At 52.1% G+C, this 330-nt stretch carries 1 pseudogene; it reads left to right on the top strand.

Annotated features, from left to right (window positions below):
* Positions 1–330, top strand: a pseudogene (locus KDM89_RS21020) (sodium:solute symporter); the annotation flags it as partial.

Below are 330 nucleotides of genomic sequence, written 5' to 3'. Positions count from 1 at the left end.
TGGGCTCTGTACCGCAGCAGGACGTATTCCAGCGTGTGGCCTCATCAAAAAATGAAACTATCGCCGGACGTGCTTCGGTACTGGGCGGCTTATTGTATTTCGGTTTTGCGTTTATCCCTATGTTCCTGGCCTACTCGGCCACGCTGATCGATCCCTCCATGGTGGCCAGCCTGATCGACAAGGATTCCCAGCTGATTTTACCTACCCTGATCATGACCAAGGTGCCTATGCTGGCGCAGGTGATGTTCTTCGGTGCGTTGTTGTCCGCGATTAAAAGCTGTTCCAGTGCGACCTTACTCGCACCATCGGTTACGTTTTCAGAAAATATCC

The organism is Cognatundibacterium luofuense (genome assembly GCF_018139685.1).
In the GTDB taxonomy this organism is placed as follows: Bacteria; Pseudomonadota; Gammaproteobacteria; order Burkholderiales; family Burkholderiaceae_D; genus Undibacterium; species Undibacterium luofuense.
The sequence above is the reverse complement of the archived record's forward strand: the minus strand, read 5'-3'. Positions and strand labels throughout refer to the sequence as shown.